Annotated in this window: 23 protein-coding genes; 14 read left to right on the top strand and 9 right to left on the bottom strand. The window is 54.4% G+C overall.

The window, feature by feature from the left end; genetic code table 11:
• Window positions 1-19 precede the first annotated feature (19 nt).
• Together rhlB and gppA are read left to right on the top strand one after the other, a co-directional pair.
• Window positions 20-1288: an ATP-dependent RNA helicase RhlB gene (gene rhlB, locus ACOTXD_RS18120; protein WP_045894620.1), complete on the top strand. Its 1269-nt coding sequence runs from the start codon at window positions 20-22 to the stop codon at window positions 1286-1288.
• Window positions 1289-1294: 6 nt separating this feature from the next.
• Window positions 1295-2779 (top strand): guanosine-5'-triphosphate,3'-diphosphate diphosphatase, encoded by a 1485-nt coding sequence (gene gppA, locus ACOTXD_RS18115; protein ID WP_061856861.1) that lies wholly within the window; start codon window positions 1295-1297, stop codon window positions 2777-2779.
• 50 nt (window positions 2780-2829) lie between these two features.
• On the opposite strand, the gene rep is transcribed toward gppA, so the two are convergent.
• Window positions 2830-4854 (bottom strand): DNA helicase Rep, encoded by a 2025-nt coding sequence (gene rep / locus ACOTXD_RS18110; RefSeq protein ID WP_003860830.1) that lies wholly within the window; start codon window positions 4852-4854, stop codon window positions 2830-2832.
• Window positions 4855-4939: 85 nt separating this feature from the next.
• On the opposite strand from rep, the gene ppiC reads away from it, so the two are divergent.
• Window positions 4940-5221: a peptidylprolyl isomerase PpiC gene (gene ppiC, locus ACOTXD_RS18105; protein ID WP_006812396.1), complete on the top strand. Its 282-nt coding sequence runs from the start codon at window positions 4940-4942 to the stop codon at window positions 5219-5221.
• 54 nt (window positions 5222-5275) lie between these two features.
• On the opposite strand, the gene cysE is transcribed toward ppiC, so the two are convergent.
• The 5 genes from cysE to ACOTXD_RS18080 all read right to left on the bottom strand — a co-directional run bounded on the left by cysE (window position 5276) and on the right by ACOTXD_RS18080 (window position 8385).
• A complete protein-coding gene (gene cysE / locus ACOTXD_RS18100; RefSeq protein WP_022646641.1) occupies window positions 5276-6097 on the bottom strand; it encodes a serine O-acetyltransferase in 822 nt (273 codons plus the stop codon).
• A gap of 75 nt (window positions 6098-6172) precedes the next feature.
• Window positions 6173-7192 carry an NAD(P)H-dependent glycerol-3-phosphate dehydrogenase gene (gene gpsA, locus ACOTXD_RS18095; RefSeq protein ID WP_006812398.1) on the bottom strand — a complete coding sequence of 340 codons (1020 nt, stop codon included), beginning with the start codon at window positions 7190-7192 and terminating at the stop codon, window positions 6173-6175.
• The gene (gene secB, locus ACOTXD_RS18090) at window positions 7192-7659 is read right to left on the bottom strand and encodes a protein-export chaperone SecB (protein WP_003860835.1); all 468 of its coding nucleotides are present in this window, start codon (window positions 7657-7659) and stop codon (window positions 7192-7194) included. Before secB ends, gpsA begins: the two co-directional genes overlap by 1 nt.
• A gap of 31 nt (window positions 7660-7690) precedes the next feature.
• On the bottom strand, window positions 7691-7942 hold the full coding sequence (gene grxC, locus ACOTXD_RS18085; RefSeq protein ID WP_045332955.1) for a glutaredoxin 3: 252 nt from the start codon (window positions 7940-7942) through the stop codon (window positions 7691-7693).
• An 11-nt stretch (window positions 7943-7953) separates the two neighbouring features.
• A complete protein-coding gene (locus ACOTXD_RS18080; protein WP_003860840.1) occupies window positions 7954-8385 on the bottom strand; it encodes a rhodanese-like domain-containing protein in 432 nt (143 codons plus the stop codon).
• A 248-nt stretch (window positions 8386-8633) separates the two neighbouring features.
• On the opposite strand from ACOTXD_RS18080, the gene gpmM reads away from it, so the two are divergent.
• From gpmM to ACOTXD_RS18065, 3 genes are read left to right on the top strand one after another with little or no spacing between them, the layout of a single operon-like run.
• Window positions 8634-10178, top strand: coding sequence for a 2,3-bisphosphoglycerate-independent phosphoglycerate mutase (gene gpmM, locus ACOTXD_RS18075; RefSeq protein WP_023323979.1), 1545 nt, complete (start codon window positions 8634-8636; stop codon window positions 10176-10178).
• A 33-nt stretch (window positions 10179-10211) separates the two neighbouring features.
• Window positions 10212-11471: a murein hydrolase activator EnvC gene (gene envC, locus ACOTXD_RS18070; protein ID WP_241237773.1), complete on the top strand. Its 1260-nt coding sequence runs from the start codon at window positions 10212-10214 to the stop codon at window positions 11469-11471.
• A 3-nt stretch (window positions 11472-11474) separates the two neighbouring features.
• Window positions 11475-12407 (top strand): divergent polysaccharide deacetylase family protein, encoded by a 933-nt coding sequence (locus tag ACOTXD_RS18065; RefSeq protein WP_003860850.1) that lies wholly within the window; start codon window positions 11475-11477, stop codon window positions 12405-12407.
• Window positions 12408-12418: 11 nt separating this feature from the next.
• Here ACOTXD_RS18065 and ACOTXD_RS18060 read toward each other — a convergent pair whose 3' ends face one another.
• Window positions 12419-13219 (bottom strand): glycosyltransferase family 2 protein, encoded by an 801-nt coding sequence (locus ACOTXD_RS18060; protein ID WP_023323978.1) that lies wholly within the window; start codon window positions 13217-13219, stop codon window positions 12419-12421.
• Between the two features lie 205 nt (window positions 13220-13424).
• On the opposite strand from ACOTXD_RS18060, the gene ACOTXD_RS18055 reads away from it, so the two are divergent.
• Together ACOTXD_RS18055 and ACOTXD_RS18050 are read left to right on the top strand one after the other, a co-directional pair.
• A complete protein-coding gene (locus ACOTXD_RS18055) occupies window positions 13425-14630 on the top strand; it encodes a glycosyltransferase (RefSeq protein WP_022650156.1) in 1206 nt (401 codons plus the stop codon).
• Window positions 14631-14645: 15 nt separating this feature from the next.
• Window positions 14646-15560 carry a hypothetical protein gene (locus tag ACOTXD_RS18050; protein WP_061856863.1) on the top strand — a complete coding sequence of 305 codons (915 nt, stop codon included), beginning with the start codon at window positions 14646-14648 and terminating at the stop codon, window positions 15558-15560.
• Between the two features lie 27 nt (window positions 15561-15587).
• Here ACOTXD_RS18050 and tdh read toward each other — a convergent pair whose 3' ends face one another.
• Together tdh and kbl are read right to left on the bottom strand one after the other, a co-directional pair.
• Window positions 15588-16616 carry an L-threonine 3-dehydrogenase gene (gene tdh / locus ACOTXD_RS18045; RefSeq protein ID WP_017383610.1) on the bottom strand — a complete coding sequence of 343 codons (1029 nt, stop codon included), beginning with the start codon at window positions 16614-16616 and terminating at the stop codon, window positions 15588-15590.
• Window positions 16617-16625: 9 nt separating this feature from the next.
• Window positions 16626-17822 (bottom strand): glycine C-acetyltransferase, encoded by a 1197-nt coding sequence (kbl, locus tag ACOTXD_RS18040; RefSeq protein WP_061856864.1) that lies wholly within the window; start codon window positions 17820-17822, stop codon window positions 16626-16628.
• Window positions 17823-18035: 213 nt separating this feature from the next.
• Between kbl and rfaD the strand changes: the two genes are divergently transcribed.
• The 6 genes from rfaD to ACOTXD_RS18010 are packed head-to-tail and all read left to right on the top strand — an operon-like array spanning window position 18036 to window position 24221.
• Entirely contained in the window at window positions 18036-18968 is a 933-nt protein-coding gene (rfaD, locus tag ACOTXD_RS18035) for an ADP-glyceromanno-heptose 6-epimerase (protein WP_003860858.1), read from the top strand.
• Window positions 18969-18970: 2 nt separating this feature from the next.
• Window positions 18971-20017 (top strand): ADP-heptose--LPS heptosyltransferase RfaF, encoded by a 1047-nt coding sequence (gene rfaF, locus ACOTXD_RS18030; RefSeq protein ID WP_003860863.1) that lies wholly within the window; start codon window positions 18971-18973, stop codon window positions 20015-20017.
• Between the two features lie 3 nt (window positions 20018-20020).
• Window positions 20021-21004: a lipopolysaccharide heptosyltransferase RfaC gene (gene rfaC, locus ACOTXD_RS18025; RefSeq protein WP_061856865.1), complete on the top strand. Its 984-nt coding sequence runs from the start codon at window positions 20021-20023 to the stop codon at window positions 21002-21004.
• 3 nt (window positions 21005-21007) lie between these two features.
• Window positions 21008-22117: a glycosyltransferase family 9 protein gene (locus tag ACOTXD_RS18020; RefSeq protein WP_126501154.1), complete on the top strand. Its 1110-nt coding sequence runs from the start codon at window positions 21008-21010 to the stop codon at window positions 22115-22117.
• Between the two features lie 5 nt (window positions 22118-22122).
• The gene (locus ACOTXD_RS18015; protein ID WP_022650152.1) at window positions 22123-23022 is read left to right on the top strand and encodes a glycosyltransferase family 2 protein; all 900 of its coding nucleotides are present in this window, start codon (window positions 22123-22125) and stop codon (window positions 23020-23022) included.
• The gene (locus tag ACOTXD_RS18010) at window positions 23010-24221 is read left to right on the top strand and encodes an O-antigen ligase family protein (RefSeq protein ID WP_022650151.1); all 1212 of its coding nucleotides are present in this window, start codon (window positions 23010-23012) and stop codon (window positions 24219-24221) included. The genes ACOTXD_RS18015 and ACOTXD_RS18010 overlap by 13 nt, the downstream gene beginning before the upstream one ends.
• Window positions 24222-24244 lie beyond the last annotated feature (23 nt).

The raw sequence follows: 24244 nt of genomic DNA, 5'->3' as shown, positions 1-24244 counted from the left end.
GCTGATATTCTACCACACTATGAGCAAAACACATTTAACAGAACAGAAGTTTTCCGACTTCGCCCTGCACCCAAAGGTGATCGAAGCCCTTGAAGCTAAAGGGTTTCATAACTGCACGCCCATTCAGGCTCTCGCCCTGCCGCTGACGCTGGCCGGTCGCGATGTTGCAGGGCAGGCGCAAACCGGTACTGGCAAAACGATGGCGTTTTTAACGTCAACGTTTCATTATTTACTTTCTCACCCAGCGATTGCAGACCGCAAAGTTAACCAGCCGCGCGCGCTAATTATGGCCCCGACGCGAGAACTGGCGGTACAGATCCACGCAGACGCTGAGCCCCTGGCGCAAGCCACCGGCCTGAAACTTGGCCTGGCCTACGGCGGCGACGGCTACGATAAACAGCTGAAAGTGCTGGAAAGCGGCGTCGATATCCTGATTGGGACCACCGGCCGTCTTATCGACTACGCCAAACAGAACCATATCAACCTCGGCGCAATCCAGGTCGTGGTGCTGGATGAAGCAGACCGCATGTACGATCTGGGCTTCATTAAAGACATCCGCTGGCTGTTCCGCCGTATGCCTGCGGCAAACCAGCGTCTGAACATGCTGTTCTCCGCAACCCTGTCGTACCGCGTACGTGAACTCGCATTCGAGCAGATGAACAATGCGGAATATGTGGAAGTAGAACCGGAGCAGAAAACCGGGCACCGCATTAAAGAAGAGCTTTTTTATCCTTCTAATGAAGAGAAAATGCGCCTGTTGCAAACCCTGATCGAAGAAGAGTGGCCGGATCGCGCGATTATCTTCGCGAACACCAAACACCGCTGTGAAGATATCTGGGGACACCTGGCGGCAGATGGTCACCGTGTGGGTCTGCTGACCGGCGACGTGGCGCAGAAAAAACGCCTGCGCATTCTCGACGAATTTACTCGTGGCGACCTTGATATTCTGGTCGCGACCGACGTGGCGGCCCGTGGCCTGCACATTCCAGCCGTGACGCACGTCTTTAACTATGACCTGCCAGATGACTGTGAAGACTATGTACACCGTATCGGTCGTACTGGTCGTGCAGGCGCAAGCGGTCACTCCATCAGCCTTGCGTGTGAAGAGTATGCGCTGAACCTTCCGGCCATTGAGACCTACATCGGTCACTCTATTCCACAGAGCAAATACAATCCGGAAGCGCTGTTAAGCGAGTTGCCGCCACCTAAGCGCCTTACACGTCCACGCTCCGGCAATGGCCCGCGTCGTTCCGGCGGTGCACCGCGTAATCGTCGTCGTTCAGGTTAAGAAAATATGCTCAGCTCCACCTCGCTTTATGCGGCAATTGATCTCGGTTCGAATAGTTTTCATATGCTGGTTGTGCGCGAGGTGGCGGGAAGCATACAAACGCTGACGCGCATTAAGCGCAAGGTCCGCCTCGCGGCGGGCCTGAGCAGCGATAATCATCTCTCCCCGGAAGCCATGGAACGTGGCTGGCAGTGTCTGCGTCTGTTTGCAGAACGTTTACAGGATATCCCGCTCAGTCAAATTCGCGTTGTTGCCACGGCGACCCTTCGTCTGGCGGTTAACGCTGGCGATTTCATTGCCAGAGCACAGGAAATTCTGGGCTGTCCGGTGCAGGTCATCAGCGGTGAAGAAGAAGCGCGTCTGATTTATCAGGGTGTGGCGCATACGACCGGCGGCGACGATCGTCGTCTGGTGGTCGATATCGGTGGCGCCAGTACCGAACTGGTCACGGGCACAGGCGCGCAGGCGACGTCGCTCTTCAGCCTGTCAATGGGCTGTGTGACCTGGCTGGAACGCTACTTTACCGATCGAAACCTTGCCAAAGAGAATTTTGACGAGGCGGAAAACGCGGCGCGTGCGGTCCTGCGCCCGGTCATGGACGAACTGCGCTATCACGGCTGGAAAGTGTGTGTCGGCGCGTCCGGAACCGTGCAGGCGTTGCAGGAAATCATGATGGCACAGGGGATGGACGAGCGGATCACGCTTGCCAAACTCCAGCAGCTTAAACAGCGCGCCATCCAGTGTGGTCGTCTGGAAGAGCTTGAAATAGAAGGGCTGACGCTTGAACGCGCGCTGGTTTTCCCCAGTGGGCTCGCCATACTGATTGCCATTTTCACCGAGCTTAATATCCAGTGTATGACCCTGGCAGGCGGTGCGCTGCGTGAAGGTCTGGTCTACGGAATGCTGCACCAGTCGGTCGATCAGGACATCCGTAGCCGTACGCTGCGTAACGTTCAACGCCGCTTTATTGTGGATACCGACCAGGCGCAGAGAGTGAGTCAACTGGCGTCACAGTTTGCCGATCAGGTGAAAAAAAGCTGGGATATTGAACCGTTAAGCCGCGATCTGTTGCTAAGCGCCTGTGCACTACATGAAATTGGTCTCAGCGTGGAGTACAAGCAGGCACCGCTGCACGCGGCCTGGCTGGTGCGTAATCTCGATTTGCCGGGTTATACGCCCGCCCAGAAGAAGCTGCTGGCCACCCTGCTGCTGAATCAGACTAACGCCGTCGATCTCTCTTCCCTTCACCAGCAGAACGCCGCGCCGCCGCGCGTGGCGGAGCATCTGTGTCGTCTGCTTCGGCTGGCGATCCTGTTTGCCAGTCGGCGTCGAGATGATTTGCTGCCAGCCATTACGCTGGCGGCAGACGAGGAGAAACTGACGCTAACGCTACCGGAAAACTGGCTTGAGGATCATCCGCTTGGGGCGGAACTGATTGAGCAGGAGTACCAGTGGCAGAGCTATGTGCACTGGGCGCTTGATGTGAAGTGACCCTTGAAGCGTGCCGGGTGGCGGCTTCGCCTTACCCGGCCTACAAATAGTTATCCCTTCTCTTTGGCTTTTGCCAGCATCGCGCGAATGTTTGCCACATTTGCCTGCCCTTTATGCATACGCTCTTCAGCGGTAATGACTTTACGCTCCTGCTCCCAGATAAGATCGTCCTGAGGCAACTCCAGCAGAAAACGGCTCGGCTCCGGGCGCACCAGCTCACCATACTGACGGCGCTCTTTGCACAGCGTAAACGTCAGCTCTTTCTGCGCACGGGTGATCCCAACGTAGGCCAGACGGCGCTCTTCGTCGACGTTATCTTCATCAATGCTGCTCTGGTGCGGCAATAGGCCCTCTTCCATCCCCACCAGATAGACATAAGGGAACTCCAGCCCTTTCGAGGCATGTAACGTCATCAGCTGAACCTGATCGGCTTCTTCTTCGCTTTCCCCGCGCTCCATCATATCGCGCAGCGTGAAGCGGGTGACCACCTGCGTCAGGGTCATGGGCTCGTCAATCTCAGATCCTTCAAGCATTTCGGTCATCCAGCTGAAGAGCTGGTTAACGTTTTTCATGCGCATCTCTGCCGCTTTCGGGCTGGCGGAGGTTTCATACAACCAGGATTCGTAATCAATGCCGTGGATCAGATCGCGTACTGCCGCCACAGGCTCGCGCTCAGCCAGACGCTGCACCTCACCCAGCCAGTGGGTAAAGCGGGTTAAGGCCTCATAGCCGCGCCCGGTCAGGGTCTGGCTCAGCCCCATATCGAAGCTGGCGGTGAACAGGCTTTTGTTGCGGGTCATCGCCCATTCACCCAGCTTTTGCAGCGTCGCAGAGCCAATCTCGCGTTTCGGCGTGTTCACTATGCGCAGGAAAGCGCTGTCGTCATCCGGGTTGGTCAGCACGCGCAGATAGGCCAGCAGATCCTTGATTTCCGGACGCGAAAAGAACGACGTACCGCCGGAGATTTTGTAGGGGATGCGGTTCTGCATCAGCATCTTTTCAAAGACGCGCGACTGGTGGTTACCGCGATAGAGGATCGCGTAATCCTTGTATTCAGTTTTGTTGACGAAGTGATGGGCAATCAGCTCGCCGGTTACGCGCTCCGCTTCGTGCTCTTCGTTATTGGCGCTGAGCACTTTCAGCTCGGTCCCGTAACCCAGTTCAGAGAACAGGCGCTTCTCAAAGACGTGCGGGTTGTTGGCAATCAGGATGTTCGCCGCCTTCAGGATACGCCCGGAAGAACGGTAGTTCTGCTCCAGTTTAATCACCTGCAACGCCGGGAAGTCTTTGCTCAGCAGCACCAGGTTTTGCGGACGTGCGCCACGCCAGGAGTAAATCGACTGATCGTCATCGCCTACAACGGTAAAACGCGCGCGCTGTCCTACCAGCAGCTTTACCAGCTCGTACTGGCTGGTGTTGGTATCCTGGTATTCATCCACCAGCAGGTAACGAATTTTGTTCTGCCAGCGCTCGCGCACCTCTTCATTCCGCTGAAGCAGCAGCGTCGGCAGCAGGATCAGATCGTCGAAATCCAGGACGTTACAGGCTTTCATATGCGCGTCGTACAGACCGTAGCAGTGGGCAAAGATGCGGTCGCGCTCGCCTTTGGCACTTGCCGCTGCCTGGGCCGGCGTCATCAGATCGTTTTTCCAGTTCGAGATCGTCGAGATCAGCTGTTGCAACAGCACTTTGTCATCTTCGATCAGCCCTTCCGTTAGCTCTTTAAGCAGCGCCACCTGGTCGGTGTCATCAAAGAGAGAAAAGTTGGACTTCATGCCCAGCGCCGCGTATTCGCGCTTGATAATATCCAGACCCAGCGTGTGGAAGGTGGAGATCATCAGCCCGCGCGCCTCTTTACGGCCCAGCGTCTGGCCGACGCGCTCTTTCATCTCACGCGCCGCTTTGTTGGTAAAGGTGACCGCCGCGATATGGCGCGCCTGGTATCCACAACCCCGAATTAAATGGGCGATTTTGTTGGTGATCACGCGTGTTTTACCGGATCCCGCTCCCGCCAGCACCAGGCAGGGTCCGGTGACGAATTCGACAGCTTGTTGTTGTCCGGGGTTTAAACGCATAAATGATCACTCAATGAAAGTCGGGAGAGGAGGAAAAACGCGTGGTAGTATACCGACCGTAAACTCGTTGACTCAAGGCACGATCATGGCAAAAACAGCAGCAGCACTGCATATCCTTGTTAAAGAAGAGAAACTGGCACAGGATCTGCTCGAACAGATTAAAAACGGCGCCGACTTCGGCAAACTGGCGAAGAAACACTCGATTTGCCCGTCAGGCAAACGCGGTGGTGACTTAGGCGAGTTCCGCCAGGGCCAGATGGTCCCGGCGTTTGATAAAGTGGTTTTCTCCTGCCCGGTGCTGGAGCCAACCGGCCCACTGCATACGCAGTTCGGCTATCACATTATCAAAGTGTTATACCGCAACTAATCAAAAGCCCGGTGCATTGACTCACCGGGCTTTTTTATTTGGCTGTTCCGGCGTTCAGATGCCGTCGCCGTATTCGAAGGTGTGGTGAATACCGTTGAAGTGCTGATCCATATCCATCGACGGCTTATCGCTGTCTGGCTTACCGACGATGCGCGCCGGGACGCCAGCGGCGGTGGTGTGCGGCGGTACAGGCTGGAGCACAACCGACCCCGCGCCAATCTTCGCGCCGCGTCCGACTTCAATATTGCCGAGGATTTTAGCACCCGCGCCAATCATCACCCCTTCACGAATTTTCGGATGGCGATCGCCGCTGGTTTTACCGGTACCGCCCAGCGTAACGGATTGCAGGATCGACACGTCATCTTCGATCACCGCCGTTTCACCGACAACAATGCCGGTGGCGTGGTCGAGCATGATCCCACGGCCAATTTTCGCCGCCGGATGAATATCGACCTGGAAGGTCACGGAAACCTGGTTTTGAAGAAAGATGGCCAGCGCGCGGCGTCCCTCATTCCATAACCAGTGGCCGATGCGGTACGCCTGTAAGGCGTGGAATCCTTTGAGATACAGTAGCGGCGTGGAGTATTTATCCACCGCCGGGTCACGCGTACGCACGGCCTGAATGTCGCAGGCGGCAGAAGCAATCATCTCCGGATCTGCGGCGTAGGCCTCTTCAACCACCTCGCGAATGGCAATAGCAGGCATGATAGGGGAAGCCAGTTTATTGGCGAGCATATAGCTCAGGGCGCTGCCGAGATTTTCGTGCTTAAGTAGCGTCGCGTGATAGAAACTGGCCAGCATGGGCTCACAGTCGGCCAAAGCTCGGGCTTCGGCTTTAATATTATTCCAGACGATATCCAGTTCTTCACACGGCATTGCTTGCTCCAGACGATAGTTAATGACCAGCCAGTTCTGCGCTGGCTGGGTCATTCAGGTGACGATACTTCCCGGCTAATTGCTGCTGCGCTCGTCCTTGCGCGCACGACCTAATAAGGTCAATGCTGCCTCGCGCGCATTTTTTCCGCAATACAATACCTGATAAATTTCCTCGGTTATTGGCATTTCGACACCGAAACGGTGCGCCAATTCGCGAACTTCTTTGGTATTGCGATAGCCTTCAACCACCTGACCAATCTTCTCCTGCGCGCTTTTTACATCGCTGCCCTGTCCGAGCATCATGCCAAAGCGGCGGTTACGCGACTGGTTATCGGTGCAGGTCAGCACCAGGTCGCCCAGCCCAGCCATTCCCATAAAAGTGGCCGGATCGGCACCCAGCGCTTCGCCCAGGCGGGACATTTCGGTCAGACCACGGGTGATCAACGCCGTACGCGCATTCGCGCCGAAACCGATGCCGTCAGACATCCCGGCCCCGATGGCAATGACGTTCTTCACCGCGCCGCCCAGCTGCACGCCGATAAAATCGGGGTTGCTGTACACGCGGAAGCTTTTGCCGCAGTGCAGCAGTTGCTGAAGATCGTCTGAAAATGCCTGGTCGGTGGACGCCAGCGAGATCGCCGTCGGCAAGCCCGCAGCCAGCTCTTTGGCAAAGGTCGGCCCCGAGATCACCGCCAGCGGGATCGCTGTTCCCAGCGCTTCGCGGGCAACGTCCTGCAACAGACGTCCGGTTTCCGCTTCCAGCCCCTTCGTCGCCCACACAATACGCGCATCCGCACGCATCAGCGGCTTAATCTGACGCAGGACTTCGCCAAACACGTGGCTTGGCACCACAATCAGAATATTGCGGCTGGCCGCCAGCGCGGTCGCGAGGTCGCTTTCCAGATAGAGAGAGTCAGGGAACGGAACGTCCGGGAGAAACGCCACGTTGCAGCGGTCGTGTTGCAACGTCGCGATATGTTTTGGATCGTGGCCCCACAGGACCACGTCGTGACCATTTCTTGCCAGCGTGATGGCAAGAGCGGTGCCGTAAGAGCCGGCACCGATCACAGTCATTGACGCATTAACAGTGCTCATCAGGCATCCTGATGTTGTTCGGCACCTTCGCCAGCCTGCTGCTGTAGATAGTTCATGAACAGCGCATCAAAGTTTACTGGCGCGAGGTTCAGTTGCGGGAATGTACCGCGAGAAACCAGGCTGGTGATGCATTCACGCGCATACGGGAACAGGATGTTCGGGCAGTATGCACCCAGGCAATGCGCCATCTGGTTGCCTTCGATGCCGCCGATGGAGAAGATACCGCCCTGCTGAACTTCGCACAGGAACGCAGTTTCTTCGCCCAGAGAGGCGGTCACGGTGACACGCAGTACGACTTCATACACATCATCCGCCAGCTGGGTGGATGCGGTATCCAGATCAAGTTTAACCTCTGGCTGCCAGTCTTTCTGGAAAACGTGCGGCGCATTTGGCGCTTCGAAAGAGACATCCTTGGTGTAGATGCGCTGGATCTGGAAAGTCATCTCGGTGTTATTTTGTTCTGACATGGAAAAACCCTTTTTAATTGTCCTAAAGTCTCTAGCTCAGCAGCGGATCGAGTCCACCACGGGCGTCGAGCGCATACAAGTCATCACAGCCGCCAATGTGCTGCGCATCAATAAAAATCTGTGGAACCGTTGTGCGACCACTGCGTTGGATCATCTCTTCGCGTTTAATCGCGTCACCATCGATCGGCAGTTCCTTGAACTTTACGCCTTTGCTGGACAGCAGCGCTTTCGCTCGGTGGCAGAACGGGCACGTTGCTTTGGTGTAGATCTCAATATTGGCCATCACTTAACTCCTTATTTACCGCGCACTAAAGGAAGATTCTCCCCGCTCCAGCCGGAGATGCCTTCTTTCAGCACCGTTACGTTTTCAAAGCCTGCTTTATGCAGTGCGTTGGCAGATTCCTGCGCCTGCATGCCAGTGCCGTCAACAACAATAATCGGCTGGGCTTTATGCTTCTCCAGCTCACCAATGTTGTTCGCTTTAATTTCCGCTGGCAGCAGGTTGATAGCACCTGCAATATGGCCCTTGCGGAAATCGTCGCGCTGACGCAGATCGACAACCACGGCGTCCTCTTTGTTGATCAGACGTGTCGCTTCACCGCGGGTGATCACCTTAATTTTAGACGTCAGTCCCTTAAATGTGGTGAACAGTACAGCGACCAGCAGGCCAATCCACGCGATGCTCAGAACCGGGTGGCGGCTAACGAATTGCATAATTTCTTGCATGGGGGGTAACAACTCCCGACTAAGTGATTAAAAAAACCAGGACAGGAGTATACCTGTGCGCTGTGGCAAATACAGCCAGCGACATAAAGCTAATCTATTTTCTGCGGCATGCCACGTAAAAAAAGCCTCAAAATGGCCTGAGAACAGCCTTGCCCCCGCGCTTTCTTTGATCTTCTGCGGCTATTTTATCGATTCAGCTGTAGTAAAATTACGCAAAATTTTTGTCTCTTGAGCATGAGGTTGTCGCAATGTCGGTTTCTAAAAAACCTATGGTACTGGTGATTCTGGATGGCTATGGCTACCGTGAAGATCAACAGGATAACGCCATTTTCAACGCCAAAACCCCGGTTATGGATGCGCTATGGGCAAAACGTCCCCACACCCTGATTGATGCGTCTGGCCTGGAAGTGGGTCTGCCGGATCGTCAGATGGGCAACTCAGAAGTGGGTCACGTTAACCTGGGTGCGGGCCGTATCGTTTATCAGGACCTGACGCGCCTGGACGTTGAAATCAAAGAACGTACATTCTTTGCCAACCCAACGCTCACCGGAGCGGTTGATAAAGCCGTTGCCGCAGGCAAGGCTGTTCACATTATGGGTCTGCTCTCTGCGGGCGGCGTTCACAGCCACGAAGATCACATCATGGCGATGGTAGAACTGGCCGCTGAGCGCGGTGCGGAAAAAATCTATCTGCACGCCTTCCTGGATGGTCGCGATACGCCACCACGCAGCGCAAAAGGTTCTCTTGAAGCGTTTGAAGACAAATTTGCCGCACTGGGCAAAGGCCGCGTGGCGTCCATCATTGGTCGTTACTATGCCATGGACCGCGACAACCGCTGGGACCGCGTTGAGCAAGCCTATGATCTGCTGACCCTGGCAAAAGGCGAGTTCCAGTTCCCGACCGCCGTTGAAGGCCTGGAAGCGGCTTACGCGCGTGATGAAAACGACGAATTTGTGAAGGCAACCGTGATCCGCGCTGAAGGCCAGGCCGATGCCGCCATGGAAGATGGCGATGCGCTGATCTTCATGAACTTCCGTGCCGATCGCGCGCGCGAAATCACCCGCGCCTTCGTCAACAGCGATTTTGACGGTTTCGCCCGTAAGAAAGTGGCGAAGATTGATTTCATCCAGTTGACCGAATATGCAGCGGATATCAAAGCCCCATGCGCGTATCCGCCCGCCTCGCTGGCAAACACCTTCGGCGAGTGGATGGCGAAAAATGACAAAACGCAGCTGCGCATCTCCGAAACTGAGAAGTATGCGCACGTGACATTCTTCTTTAACGGCGGCGTAGAAGAGCCGTTTAAAGGCGAAGACCGCATCCTGATTAACTCACCGAAAGTCGCCACTTACGATCTCCAGCCAGAAATGAGCTCTGCGGAGCTGACCGAAAAACTGGTGGCCGCGATCGAAAGCGGTAAATACGACACCATCATCTGTAACTATCCGAATGGCGATATGGTGGGCCACACCGGCGTGATGGAAGCAGCCGTTAAAGCGGTTGAAGCGCTGGACCACTGCGTTGAGCAGGTTGCGAAAGCGGTTGAATCCGTAGGCGGCCAACTGCTGATTACCGCTGACCACGGTAACGCAGAACAGATGCGTGACCCGGCAACCGGTCAGGCACATACCGCCCATACCAACCTGCCTGTTCCACTGATTTATGTGGGTAATAAATCAGTGAAAGCAGTGGAAGGCGGCAAGCTTTCCGACATCGCGCCAACCATGTTGTCGCTGATGGGTATGGAAATCCCTGAAGAGATGACTGGCAAGCCGCTGTTCATCGTGGAATAATCGCTCCCCATGAGGGGAAAGGCGATTTTTTCAATCACATGGGTCGTGAAGCCGCTTCGGTTATCAGTCAGACCTCTGCTTTGCGCCAGCGCACTCAGCGCTGGCGTATTGCTGTGCGCCGCATCCGCCCATGCGGATGACCGCGATCAGCTTAAATCCATTCAGGCCGATATCGCCGCCAAAGAGCGTGCGGTACGTCAGCAGCAACAGCAGCGCGCCACCCTGCTCGCCCAGCTTAAAAAGCAGGAAGAGGCCATTTCCGCCGCCGCGCGTAAGCTGCGTGAAACACAAAACACCCTTGCCCAGCTCAATAAGCAAATCGATGAAATGAACGCGTCGATTGCGAAACTGGAGCGTCAGCGCGATGCCCAGGAGCGGAACCTTGCTGCACAGCTTGATGCTGCTTTCCGTCAGGGTGAACACACAGGTCTTCAGCTGATCCTCAGCGGTGAAGAGAGCCAGCGAGGTCAGCGTTTACAGGCCTATTTCGGCTATCTTAACCAGGCGCGTCAGGAGACCATTGCGCAGCTGAAACAGACGCGCGAAGAAGTCACCACGCAAAAAGCCGAGCTGGAAGAGAAGCAGAGCCAGCAGCAAACGCTGCTCTACGATCAGCAGGCGCAGCAGGAGAAGCTTGAGCAGGCGCGCAATGAGCGTAAGAAGACGCTCGCCGGGCTGGAGTCCTCTATCCAGGCAGGACAAAGCCAGCTGAGCGAAATGCGCGCCAACGAATCGAGACTGCGTAACACCATTGCCCGGGCAGAAGCCGCGGCCAAAGCGCGCGCCGAAAAAGAAGCGCGCGAAGCGCAGGCGGTGCGTAACAAGCAGCAGGAAGCCTCCCGGAAAGGCACCACCTACAAACCGACTGAAAATGAACGTTCCCTGATGTCCCGTACCGGCGGCCTCGGCTCCCCGCGTGGTCAGGCTTACTGGCCCGTTCGCGGTACGATCCTGCATCGCTATGGCGAACAGTTGCAGGGTGAGCTACGTTGGAAGGGGATCGTTATCGGTGCGTCTGAAGGTAGCGAAGTGAAAGCCATCGCCGATGGCCGCGTGATCCTGGCCGACTGGCTACAGGGTTATGGGCTCGTGGTGGTGGTTGAACACGGTAAAGGCGACATGAGTCTTTACGGCTACAACCAGAGTGCGCTAGTCAGCGTTGGCACTCAGGTGCGCGCGGGTCAACCCATTGCCCTTGTGGGCAGCAGTGGCGGTCAGGGCCGCCCGTCACTCTATTTCGAAATTCGTCGTCAGGGTCAGGCGGTCAATCCACAGCCGTGGTTGGGAAGATAAGTTTTGCTTCAATTTCGTCGAATTGTTGTTTCCGTAGTCAGCGCACTGGCGCTGGCTGCACCGGTTTATGCAGGCAAACTCGCGATTGTGATTGATGACTTCGGTTATCGACCACACTATGAAAATCAGGTGCTGGCGATGCCGTCAGCCATCTCTGTCGCCGTCCTGCCTAATGCGCCTCACGCGCATGAAATGGCGACCAAAGCTCACAATGGCGGCCATCAGGTCCTTATCCATCTGCCGATGGCCCCCCTCAGCAAGCAGCCGCTGGAAAAAGATACCCTGCGCCCGGACATGAGCAGCGACGAGATCGATCGCATCATCCGCGATGCGTACAATAAAGTGCCGTATGCCGTGGGTCTGAATAACCATATGGGCAGCGCGATGACCTCCAGCCTGTACGGTATGCTGAAAGTGATGCAGGCGCTGGAGCGTTACAACCTCTATTTCCTCGACAGCATGACCATCGGCAACAGCCAGGCGATGCGTGCCGCTCAGGGAACGGGCGTGAAAGTCATCAAGCGCAAAGTATTCCTGGATGACTCCCAGAACGAAGCGGATATCCGCGTCCAGTTCAACCGCGCGGTACAGCTGGCGCGCCGTAACGGTTCGGCGATTGCCATTGGGCATCCGCATCCGTCTACCGTTCGCGTTTTGCAGCAAATGTTGCCGGGCTTACCCGCCGATATCACGCTGGTGCGTCCGAGCGATCTGCTCAATGAACCTCAGGTGGATACTTCTCGTCCGGGTAGCGCGCAACCACCCGCAACGCGGCCACGTAATCCATTCCGCGGCGTGAAGAACTGCACGCTGAAACAGCCGCCTGAACCGGTCTATGCAACCCGCTTCTTCACGGTGATTGGCGAAAGCATCAGCAGCAGTACGCTGGTTAAATACGTCCAGCAACAGTGGCAGGGTTGGGGAAAAAAAGCCTGATCGGCTAACGCCTATTCTGCCAGATAAGAGTCCGACTGCTCTTTTGCAACGGACTCTTTCTTTTCCCGATTCTGATACCAGGCCTTGAAATACTTCAAAAAACTGTACGCCGTGGCATAAAACCCTGTCACCACACCCACTTTGCCCTGACGCCAGGCACCACTAAACAGATACCATTTGAAAAATGCGCCGATAGCGCTGATCGCTCCGCGACCAAGAGAGGGACGTATCGTCTGATATTGAACCAGGCGAGTGGTATATCCGTTTAATTTATTGAAAAGTTCATGCAGTGAATAAAATGTATCATGTCTGACATAGCCAGGAATACGTTCAGAATGGAGAAAACCTTCGACCTGATCGTCTACTGGCCGGTTATTAAATCGCGACTGCGTACGGTTAAAAAGACGCACCGGATAATCCGGTGATGAGACGGGATAAATCGTTCGGACATTTTCTCCCAGAACAAACCAGTGACGACATATCCGCCACGCCATATCCGGTTCGGGTTCATCGCCCATTTTTAATTTTAAAATAGCATCAACGGTTTCTTGATCGAGTATTTCGTCGCTGTCCATGCACAGCACCCAGTCGTTGTGTGCATGGGATACGGCATGGTTCATCTGCTCGCCGTGCCAGCTATATTTTTTGAATATGGCCGACAATCCATAACTCTGGCAAATATATATCGTTGCGTCTGTACTTCCGGAATCAACTACAACGAATTCATCCGCTATTTTTAAAAGAGGAGGAATAACATCGTGCAACGTTCTTTCGGAGTTAAACGTTAATAAGCAGACCGTTATTTTAAACATTTTCTCACTCTCTCAATAACAACATAAATACTTTCGCTAATAGTATCTAATTGAGAAGAGGCGATTAAAGTCTTAAATCACACTTTTAAAATAAGCGCGTTTAAAACGTTTTCTTATAAAAAGACAAAGAAATACAAAAAATCTATTTTATTTCAACAAATTCTTTATAATGCGGTCAGATGAAGGGTAGCATACGGATTCAGACATGCCGCAAAAACGTAAAATCCTCCTCCTGGACACGGGCAAAGAATGGGGGGGAGGTACCAACAGTATGCTTGAGCTTCTGAAGCGAATCAACCGCGAAAAATTCGACATTACTTGTTGTTTTTACAGTGATTATAGTCGTGCTGAAGGTGAAACGATAGGCCAGGTGCTCAATAGCATTGGGATACCTCTACTCGTTATCCCTCAACGTAAGCAACCGGCATGGGCAAAACTCCTGAAAGAAGCGGGACGTGGTCTGCTGTTTTTCTCGCGTTCGGCGCGCAAAGCATTTACGCGACATATCGATACCCTGTGGCGCATTCGCCCCAACGTCAGCAAGATCGAGACCATTTTCAGGGAAGGTGGTTTCGATACGCTGTATATGAACAACCAGCCAGGCTCTAACGAAGAAGGGTATCTGGCGGGTGCAAACCTGCATGCGCGGATAATCCAGCACTGCCGGATTGAACCGGTGCTGACCCCGCCGCTGGTGAAGCTGGTGAATGCCCATGCCACAAAAATCATCGCCGTCTCGCACGGCGTTGAACGTGTGCTACTTCAGCATGGCGTCCGGCCAGCGCTGTGTACCACGGTCAACAATGCCATCGACATCCACCAGCCCTTGCCCGACCGACGCGCGATGCGCCAGCGCCTGAACATTGATGATGACACGTTTGTGTTCGGCAGCGTTGGCTCGTTAATCCCTCGCAAGGCCAACCATCACACGCTGGAGGCGCTGGCCCAGTTCAACCAGAGGCACCCGCAGGCAAAATGGAAGATGGTGCTGGTCGGTGAAGGGGCTGAGCGCGGCGCGCTGACGGCACAGGCTGACGCGCTGGGGATTGCTGAACACGTGATTTTTACCGGTTTCCAGAACACGCCTTTTGACTACCTTGCTACCTTTGACGCGTTTATTCTGGCCTCGAAGAGCGAAGGCCTGCCGCGCGTCGTGCTGGAGGCAATGCTGCTGAACATCCCAGTGATTGGTTCAAAAGTGACCGGCACGGCAGAATTGATCGATCATGAGTCGACCGGCCTGCTGTTTCCGTGGAGCGACGTGTCGCAACTTGCTCAACATCTGGATAATATCTGGCAGGATCCTGCTCTGCGCGCCCGGCTCGCCGCTGCCGCACACCAGAATGTCTGCAACGTGTATGCCATTGAAAGCTATGTTAACGGTGTCGAGGCCGTTCTTGGCGCGCAATAACCAAACGAGAAGAACATGTTTAAATTCCTGAATGCTCGCTACCGCCACATTACCGGGCGTCATAACATTCCCTACGCTTCCCTTCCGGTCACGCGCGATCTCGTTGCGGTTGATTCCATTGTGATCCCGTGTACGGGCGCGGATTTCGTCGAAGAGGCGTTATTATCAGCGACCTTTGCAGAGCGTTACGCCACCGACGTCAGCGAGATTGTTATCGTCAGCGATCAGCCTGAATCCGCTTTCGGCGAGCTGCCGCTAAAAACCCGCGTTGTCACCCTCACGCTTCCAAAACGTGAAGAAGACTACCGCTATAAGCAGATCTACCTCAGTCGTCTGGTGAAGCTTAATGCTCCGTTGCAGGCGCGCGGTGAAGGGGTGCTGATGATCGACTCCGATCTCAACCTGCTGAAGATGCCCCAGATCAACATGACCGATATGCACATCTACTCCAGCTTCCGTCAGGGCAAAATGATTGCCAAGCTGGACGGCGCCCCCGCAGAAAAAGTGCCGGCCTATTACAAAGAAACGGTGCGCCCGTATCTGGTCGATCACGTTAACGGCGCGTTTCTTGCGGCCACCAAAAAGACCTGGCGCCGTATCTGCCCGCTGTGGCTGACGCTGTTCCAGGATACCTGGGAGCTGATGGACGATACGCAGCCGCCGACCGATCAGCTGCCGCTCGCTGCGCTGCTGGACATGCTGGATGTAAAAACGGTTAACCTGGGCGACTGGATGAACTGGCCGGTCTCCAAGAAGATCGGCGGTCAGGAAGCCGTTGTGCCGAAAGAGGTGATTGGCGCGCACGGTGGTTTCCCGCTTTCCGAGTGGCAGAAGTATCTGGAATCGCCGGATAACAAACTGCTGTTCAAAGGTCAGGACTACACCCGCAAGGTGCGTTACCTGACGGACGAAGAGAAAAAGAATCAGTAAAATAAGGGGCCGCTGGCCCCTTTTTCATTATTTATCCCAGCTCAGGATCACTTTCCCTGACTGGCCGGAACGCATCGCGTCAAAGCCCTGCTGGAACTCATCGATGGAGAAACGGTGAGTGATAATCGGGGACAGATCCAGACCAGACTGGATCAGCGCGGCCATCTTGTACCAGGTCTCAAACATCTCGCGGCCATAGATGCCCTTAATGAATAGCCCCTTGAAGATGACTTTGTTCCAGTCGATGGACATATCTGACGGCGGAATACCCAGCATCGCGATACGACCACCGTGGTTCATGGTGTCGAGCATGGTGCGGAACGCGGGTGGCGCGCCGGACATCTCCAGACCCACGTCAAAGCCTTCGGTCATGCCCAGCTCTTCCATCACGTCGGTCAGGCTCTCTTTCGAGACATCCACCGCGCGGGTGACGCCCATTTTGCGCGCCAGCGACAGGCGGTATTCGTTCACGTCGGTGATCACCACGTTGCGCGCACCCACATGCTTCGCCACGGCTGCCGCCATAATACCGATGGGGCCTGCGCCGGAGACCAGCACGTCTTCCCCCACCAGGTCGAAGGAGAGCGCCGTATGTACCGCGTTGCCGAACGGGTCGAAGATGGAGGCCAGATCGTCAGAGATATTGTCCGGGATTTTGAACGCGTTAAACGCCGGGATCACCAGGTATTCCGCGAAGCAGCCCGGACGGTTCACGCCCACGCCGACGGTGTTGCGGCACAGGTGGGTACGCCCACCGCGACAGTTGCGGCAGTGACCACAGGTAATGTGGCCTTCACCGGAGACGCGGTCGCCAATGTTGAAGCCTTTCACTTCCTGGCCGATGCCGACTACTTCGCCGACATATTCGTGGCCGACTACCATTGGCACGGGAATAGTTTTTTGCGACCACTGGTCCCAGTTGTAGATGTGAACGTCAGTACCGCAGATGGCGGTTTTACGAATTTTGATCAGCAGATCGTTATGACCGACTTCCGGCTCCGGTACGTCGGTCATCCAAATCCCTTCTTCCGCTTTCAGTTTGGATAACGCTTTCATCACACGTCCTCAGGCAATTACGCCCAGCTGTTTGCCGATGCGGGTAAAGGCTTCCACCGCACGTTCAATTTGTTCAGGCGAGTGCGCCGCAGACATCTGGGTGCGGATACGCGCCTGACCTTTTGGTACCACCGGGAAGAAGAACCCGGTCACGTAAATCCCTTCTTTCTGAAGCTCACGAGCAAATTGCTGCGCGACAACCGCGTCGCCCAGCATCACCGGAATGATCGCGTGGTCAGCACCGGCCAGGGTGAACCCTGCTGCGCTCATTTTTTCACGGAACAGGCGGGCGTTAGCCCACAGGCGGTCGCGCAGCTCAGCGCCGGATTCCACCATCTCCAGCACTTTAATAGAGGCAGCCACAATCGCCGGCGCCAGGGAGTTGGAGAACAGGTACGGGCGGGAGCGCTGACGCAGCCACTCAACCACCTCTTTACGCGCAGCGGTATAACCGCCAGACGCGCCGCCGAGCGCTTTGCCCAGCGTACCGGTGATGATGTCCACGCGGCCCATTACGTCACAGTATTCGTGGGAGCCGCGACCGTTTTCGCCGACAAAGCCAACCGCGTGAGAGTCATCCACCATCACCAGCGCGTCGTATTTATCCGCCAGATCGCACACGCCCTTCAGGTTGGCGATCACGCCATCCATGGAGAACACGCCGTCGGTGGCGATCAGCACGTGGCGGGCACCGGCTTCACGGGCCTCTTTCAGGCGGGCTTCCAGCTCAACCATGTCGTTGTTGGCGTAGCGGAAACGCTTCGCTTTACACAGGCGAACACCGTCGATGATGGAGGCGTGGTTCAGGGCGTCGGAGATAATCGCATCTTCTGCGCCGAGCAGGGTTTCAAACAGACCGCCGTTGGCGTCGAAGCAGGATGAGTACAGAATCGCGTCTTCCATTCCGAGGAAGTTCGCCAGCTTTTGCTCAAGCTGCTTGTGGCTGTCCTGGGTACCGCAGATAAAGCGAACGGAGGCCATACCGAAACCGTGGGTGTCCATGCCGCTTTTCGCCGCGGCAATCAGCTCAGGGTGATTCGCAAGACCTAAGTAGTTGTTCGCGCAAAAGTTGATCACATGGCTGCCGTCGGCAACGGTGATGTCCGCCTGCTGGGCAGACGTGATAATACGCTCTTCTTTGAACAACCCTTCCGCACGTGCGGACTCGAGGTCGCTGTTTAACTGTTTGTAAAAATCACCACGCATTGCAATTCTCCAGACTCGGCAAATTTTGGCACATATTACCCAAACCAATAGTTCATGACGAGATGACGCAGTATCTCTTCTCGTTTTTGCAGCATAAATCACGCGTACCCCTGCTGCATATCGGTGAATGGCTGAAGCCTGAGCATTGTGATGATATGATAAAGAGATTAGCGTTCGGGATATTCCCCGACTCATACTTCAAAGGTTACAGTTATGATTATCGTTACTGGCGGCGCGGGCTTTATCGGCAGCAATATTGTTAAGGCCCTCAATGACAAAGGCATCACCGACATTCTGGTGGTGGACAACCTGAAAGACGGCACCAAGTTCGTGAACCTGGTGGATCTGAACATCGCTGACTACATGGATAAAGAAGACTTCCTTATCCAGATTATGGCGGGTGAAGAGTTCGGCGAGATCGAAGCCATCTTCCACGAAGGTGCGTGCTCCTCCACCACCGAGTGGGACGGCAAGTACATGATGGATAACAACTATCAGTACTCCAAAGAGCTCCTGCACTACTGCCTGGAGCGTGAAATTCCGTTCCTGTATGCCTCTTCCGCGGCAACCTACGGTGGGCGCACTTCAGATTTCATCGAATCCCGCGAATATGAGCAGCCGCTGAACGTCTACGGTTACTCCAAATTCCTGTTTGATGAGTACGTGCGTCAGATCCTGCCAGAAGCGAACTCGCAAATTGTCGGCTTCCGCTACTTCAACGTCTACGGGCCGCGCGAAGGCCACAAAGGCAGCATGGCGAGCGTGGCGTTCCACCTGAACACCCAGTTAAATAACGGCGAAAGCCCGAAACTGTTCGAAGGCAGCGACGGCTTCAAGCGTGACTTCGTCTACGTGGGCGACGTGGCGGCAGTGAACCTGTGGTTCCTGGAAAATGGCGTGTCCGGCATTTTCAACCTGGGCACCGGCCGCGCGGAATCCTTCCAGGCGGTGGCAGACGCGACGCTGGCGTACCATAAGAAAGGCAGCATCGAGTACATTCCGTTCCCGGATAAGCTGAAAGGCCGCTACCAGGCATTCACTCAGGCGGACCTGACTAACCTGCGCGCCGCAGGCTATGACAAGCCGTTCAAGACCGTTGCCGAAGGCGTAACGGAATATATGGCCTGGCTGAACCGCGACGCATAAGTATGAAAATTCTGGTGATCGGCCCGTCATGGGTGGGCGACATGATGATGTCGCAAAGTCTCTATCGCACGCTCAAGGCGCGTTATCCCCAGGCGATAATCGACGTGATGGCACCCGCATGGTGCCGTCCGCTGTTATCGCGTATGCCGGAAGTGAACGAGGCGATCCCGATGCCGCTCGGCCACGGGGCGCTGGAAATCGGTGAACGCCGCAAACTCGGCCACAGCCTGCGCGAGAAACGCTATGACCGCGCCTACGTGCTGCCTAACTCCTTCAAATCTGCCCTTGTGCCCTTCTTTGCGGGCATCCCGCATCGTACCGGCTGGCGCGGTGAAATGCGCTACGGCCTGCTGAACGATGCCCGTGTGCTGGATAAAGAGGCCTGGCCGCTGATGGTCGAGCGCTACGTGGCGCTGGCCTACGACAAAGGCGTGATGCGCAGCGCGAAAGATCTGCCGCAGCCGCTGCTGTGGCCGCAGCTCCAGGTAAGCGATGGGGAGAAATCCCACACCTGCAACGCATTTGGCATTTCGTCCGAACGCCCGATGATTGGGTTCTGCCCTGGCGCGGAGTTTGGTCCGGCAAAACGCTGGCCGCACTATCACTATGCAGAGCTGGCGAAACAGCTTATCGATGAAGGCTATCAGATTGTGCTGTTTGGCTCGGCGAAAGATCATGAGGCGGGCAATGAAATTCTCGCCACGCTCAGTACCGAGCAACAGGCCTGGTGCCGAAACCTGGCCGGGGAAACGCAGCTCGAGCAGGCGGTTATTTTGATTGCCGCCTGTAAAGCCGTGGTGACGAACGACTCCGGTTTAATGCACGTCGCCGCCGCGCTGGATCGTCCCCTGGTTGCGCTGTATGGCCCAAGCAGCCCGGACTTCACGCCGCCGCTGTCGCACAAGGCGCGCGTGATCCGTTTAATCACCGGCTACCACAAGGTGCGTAAAGGCGATGCCGCAGAAGGCTATCATCAGAGCCTGATCGACATCACGCCGCAGCGCGTCCTTGAAGAACTCAACGCATTGCTGTTGAGCGAAGAAGGATAACGGATGCGGGTATTGATCGTTAAAACCTCCTCAATGGGTGATGTTCTGCATACGCTGCCGTCGCTGACGGACGCCATGCGGGCCATTCCCGGCATCCGTTTTGACTGGGTGGTGGAAGAAGGCTTCGCGCAGATCCCCACCTGGCATGAAGCGGTTGATCGCGTGATCCCGGTGGCCATTCGCCGCTGGCGCAAAGCGTGGTTCTCCGCACCGATTAAAGCCGAACGCAAAGCCTTCCGCGAAGCGGTGCAGGCCCGGCGTTACGACGCGATCGTCGACGCCCAGGGGCTGGTGAAAAGCGCCGCGCTGGTCACGCGTCTGGCGCACGGCGTAAAGCACGGCATGGACTGGCAAACCGCCCGCGAACCGCTGGCGAGCCTGTTCTATAACCGTCGACACCATATTGCGAAACAACAGCACGCCGTGGAGCGCACCCGCGAGCTGTTCGCGAAAAGCCTGGGCTATGCAAAACCTGAAGCCCAGGGTGACTACGCTATTGCACAGCATTTTTTGCGCGAGACGGAGGAGCATGCCGAGCCGTATCTGGTGTTCCTGCATGCCACAACGCGCGACGATAAGCACTGGCCGGAAACGCACTGGCGAAGGCTGATTGAACTAATGCAACCTTGCGGTATCCATATTAAACTCCCGTGGGGCGCTGAACATGAGCGTCAGCGTGCGGAGCGTCTGGCAGCCGGTTTTTCCCATGTCGAGGTGTTACCCAAACTCACACTGGCGCAAGTTGCCGCACAGCTGGCGGGCGCAAACGCCGTCGTTTCTGTGGATACAGGGTTAAGCCATTTAACCGCCGCACTGGCTCGACCTAATATCACGATTTTCGGCCCGACCGATCCGGGGTTGATCGGGGGTTACGGTAAAAACCAGCATCAGATGGTCAGCCCTACGCAACAAACGAAGGATATTAGCGCAGATGCTATTTTTTCATTTTTACAGGGCAGCCATCGGCTTTCCAACAGGGATATTTAACCCATGAGTTATGTATTTCTGCTGATTTTACTCTTTCCGGTGAAACTCATCCGGAAGCTGTTTCGAAAGGACACGGGCAAGAACCTTGTCATTCAAACAGCCAAAATCGGTGACTTTATTAATGCGACGCCTCTTCTGGCCTGGCTGCAAAAAAGCGATGTGTTGATCAGTCGCAGCGTTGGCGCGCTGGCGAAGCATGATGAGACTATCGAGCAGATCTATTTTATTGAGCAGCATAAGCGCAACCTGTGGCGTAAACTGTGCTTCGCGTGCAGGATCATGAACCGCTACGACAACGTCTACCTGCTACAGCCCAACAGCGTGAACCTCTTTTTTGCCGCCGTCTGCAATGCCAAAAACAAACAATTTTTAAGCATTTATACGCGCAGGTGGTATCACGGGATTTTCTATCTCGCGGCCGACGGTACCGTTGAGCATGGCAAAAAAACGCTTTCGGTGACGAACTACCTGAAACTGGCCGACCGCTCGCTCACATGGCAAGACTCTCCCAAGCACGCCACAAAGCCGCTCTTCAAGCCGACGACCTGGCCGGCTATTCTTGATAAACCTGACGTTATCCGCATCGGCATCAGTATTGCGGCAGGCAATAAAGCCAAAACCGTCCCTCCGGTTATCTGGAAGCGGATTGTTGATCAACTCGCTGATTTACCCTGCGAGTTTTATGTCTTCGGCGCGCCAAACGAACAGTCGTGGATGGATGATATCACCCGCCTTTACGGTGAAATCCCTAATTTTATTAATCTTATTGGCAAAATTTCGCTAGAAGAGCTTCCCTGGGCCATTTCAAAGATGGACTGCTATATCGCGTCTGACTCGGGGAATGTCTATATCGCAGACGCCGTCGGCGTGCCGGTGGTCCTGCTGTTTGGACCGTGTTGTCATTACGAACAGCGTCCGCTTGGCAATGTGATGCTGATCGGGAATGACGACAACATTTGTTCTTATGTGTTTGAAACGCGCTATTACTTCCCGCAAGAACGGGAAGCGCTATTCTCTGTCACTGACTCCGCGTTACACGATCTTCAGCAGTTTGTCCGTACATTACCCAAAGCCCGCTCACTGGGTAGCGCTACCGACGCTCAAGGAAACTAATTTTTATGGCTTTTTTAAGCGTCATTATTGCTGCGCATAACGCTGAAGCTACGCTGCACGCCACGCTTTCAAGCCTGCTGGCAGCAATCGGTCAGGACACTGAAGTCATTATTTTCAATGACAGTTCTGAGGATGCCACGCAGGCAATAATTGAAGAGTGGTCGCCGAAATTTCCTCAGATCATCACGCGCACCGTGAACTTTCGTAACGTAGGCCGGGTACGAAACAGCGCTGTCGCGCTGGCATCGGGAGAGTATATTACGATGCTCGACAGTGACGATTGCTTAAAGCCGGGCAGCCTCGGGGACGCAATAGCCTTCCTGAAAGCGCAACGTCCGGATATGTTACTGACACGTTTGCTTGAGATTCGCGATCCCCGGAAAATGACTTCAGACTGGCAGGGATTTAATCCTGTGCCATTGCCACGAAATGAAGCAGTCGCTCGTTTCTTACGCCATAAAGACTTTCAGGCACATCTCATTGGCCAGTTTATTCATCGTAGCCTGTACGAGAGTAACCCTATTCCTCCGATGTTATGTTATGAGGATTTCGCTGTCTTCCCTGGAATGCTGATGCAATCGAACAAAATAGTCTATCAACGCCAGGGGCATTATTATTACATCAAGCGTCGCGACAGTTTGTCGAGCACTCTGGACGCCAGCAAAATTTCAACGCTTGTCGAATGCACGTTACAGATGGAAAGAACATTTCCGTCAAGCTACAAGCATCTCGTCAATTGCCACTGGTTTGATATTTACAGCAACCATCGGTCCTGTCTTACAGACCAACAATTGCAGCTCGTGAAACAACGCGTAAAGGCCATGTATACATTGTCTTTTTTCCTCTCCACCGATGTTCGTTTTAGCTATAAAAAAAGGGTTATTGAGGCATTATGGAAAAAATAAAACCACGGCTCTATCAACTGACGATCGCTTTGAGCCTCATCTCTTTGATACTGGCTTTAGTCAGTTCAGGGAAGCAAAGAGAGTTTTTCTATATTGCTATTTACGTCAGTATTATTGGCCTGGCTTTCGAATATAAAAAAATCACTCTGCGACCTTTTACTATAGCGCTGCCCATTCTGCTGATTGGATTACTTAACCTCGGCTGGTATTTACTCTATGAGTATCATAACGAGGGACTCAACCTTTACAGCGACTATCTCGGTGCCAGCAAAAAATTAATTTTAGCGAGTGTCCTGATTTTCTATATTGACCGCTTTAAGTTTTATATCGATAAGGACACCTTCAGGAAATTTTTCTTCTTCGCAACGGCCTTAGGGTTTGTGCTCGCCACAGGGTATGGCTTGTGGCAGGCCTCACAAGGTATGACTCGCGTTGAGATGGCAATTAACCGTGCCACCGTTTCAGCCTATGTTTATTCTGTCCTGTCACTGGCTTTCGTATACAGTCTTTACCTTCAACAGAACGTGAAGCTGTATGTTGTTGCGGGCTTCACTATATTAATCTCTTACTTCGTCATACTGTTGACGGGGACCCGTGCTGCGATGGGTTTATATCTGCTTCTGGCAATTGTGCTCACGCTTTATCATTTCAGAAAGATTCATCTTAAATCAGCCCTCATCTTTCTATGCATTGTTGCAGGCGTTGTAATCGTGAGCTACAAGCCATTGATTTCGCCGAAAATAAAACAAACCCAACATGAGGTTGAACGTTATCAACAAGGTTTTGACCGCACGTCATTGGGCGCACGTTTTTCGATGTGGACTGTCGGGATCGAGAATGGTCTTGCGCATCCGTTAGGGCAATCGCTGGAACAGCGTGAAGCGTGGACGCGGCAGTATATTAAAGACGGACATCCGCACCTTGGCAGTGCACTCGAATACATCAAAGTTCATCTGCATAATGAATTTATTGAGAAATACTCTTTGCAGGGGATCCCCGGCGTAGCGGTAATGCTCTTTTTCTTCGTTTCGATGATTGCGTATGCCCTACGAAACAGAAACGCGCTGCTGCTAACGTCAATGCTTCTTTTGCTTTTGTATGGACTGACGGATGTCATACTGCTCAGTTCAGAAGCCTTAATCTTCTTTATGATTTTGTTTGCGTTAAGTACACCTTTCTCACAAACAAAGCAGCAATAATAAATATGCCCGCCTGGCGGGCA

This window comes from Enterobacter cloacae complex sp. CDL013, assembly GCF_049238805.1.
GTDB lineage: Bacteria > Pseudomonadota > Gammaproteobacteria > Enterobacterales > Enterobacteriaceae > Enterobacter > Enterobacter hormaechei_C.
Note: the sequence above shows the minus strand (reverse complement) of the source record. Positions and strands in the feature narration are given on the sequence as shown.